At 77.4% G+C, this 1,294-nt stretch carries 1 protein-coding gene; it reads left to right on the top strand.

Annotated elements, in window-relative coordinates; genetic code table 11:
* The coding region (locus GWI24_RS44505; RefSeq protein WP_210951683.1) for an NAD(P)H-hydrate dehydratase at positions 1-1,168 on the top strand (1,168 nt) is incomplete at its 5' end.
* Positions 1,169-1,294 lie beyond the last annotated feature (126 nt).

Below are 1,294 nucleotides of genomic sequence, written 5' to 3'. Positions count from 1 at the left end.
GGACCGCGAGGTGTCGGGCGTCGGCGGCGAGGTGACGGACGGCGGTGCCGAGGCGGCCGTCGCGCGCGCCGACCTCGTCGTCGACGGCATCGTCGGCATCGGCGGCAAGGGCGGGCTGCGGCCCGACGCGGAGCGGCTGGTCCGGGCGGTGCGCGGGATCGTCGTCGCCGTGGACCTGCCCAGCGGGGTCGACGCCGACACGGGCGAGGTGCGCGGCTCCGCCGTGCGCGCGGACGCCACGATCACCTTCGGCGCGTACAAGCCGGGGCTGCTCATCGACCCCGCCCGCACCCACGCGGGCGCCCTGCGGCTGGTCGACATCGGGCTGGACGCCCACCTCCCGGCCGACCCCGACGTGGAGGCGCTGCAGCACGAGGACGTGGCGGCGCTGCTGCCCCGGCCCTCGGCGGAGAGCGACAAGTACCGGCGGGGTGTCGTGGGCGTCGTCGCGGGCTCGGCCCGCTACCCGGGCGCGGCCGTACTGGCCGTCTCGGGCGCGCTGCGGGGCGGTGCGGGCGCGGTGCGCTACGTCGGCCCCGCCGCCGACACCGTCATCGCGCGCTTCCCCGAGACCCTCGTCCACTCCGGGCCCCCGGCCAAGGCGGGCCGGGTCCAGTCGTGGGTCGTCGGCCCCGGCCTCGGCGACGGCGCGGCGGCGAGGCACTCCCTGGAGGACGTCCTCGCCTCCGATGTCCCGGTCCTGGTCGACGCCGACGGGCTCCACCTGCTGCCCGCCGGGAGTGACCTGCGCAAACGCGAGGCGGCCACGGTCCTTACGCCACATGCGGGCGAGGCGGCGGCGCTGCTCGGCGTGAGCCGCGAGGAGGTCGAGGCGGGCCGGCTGGCCGCCGTAAGGGCGCTGTCCGAGCGCTACGGCGCGACCGTACTGCTGAAGGGGTCGACCACGCTGATCGCGGCCGAGCACCAGCCGGTGCGCGTGAACCCCACCGGCGTCGGCTGGCTGGCCACGGCGGGCAGCGGCGATGTGCTGTCCGGCCTGATCGGCTCCCTGCTCGCCACGGGCCTCCCCGCCCTCGACGCGGCCTCGGTGGGCGCCTACCTCCATGGCCTGGCCGCCCGCCGCACCACGGCCCCGCACGGCGCGCCCATCGCGGCGTACGACGTGTCAACGGCGCTGACGGACACGTGGCGGGACGTGCTGGCCTGAGAGTTCCGCTGGGTGCGGGTGCGCTGGTCCGCTGGGTGCGGGTACGTGGTGGTTGCTGGGGTGCGCGGTCGGTTGTGTGGTGGGTGCCGGGGGCGGGGCCTCCGGGGCGGCGCCCTGGACCGCATA

It is taken from the genome of Streptomyces sp. MK37H (genome assembly GCF_018035285.1).
Lineage (GTDB): Bacteria > Actinomycetota > Actinomycetes > Streptomycetales > Streptomycetaceae > Streptomyces > Streptomyces endocoffeicus.
The sequence above is the reverse complement of the archived record's forward strand: the minus strand, read 5'-3'. Positions and strand labels throughout refer to the sequence as shown.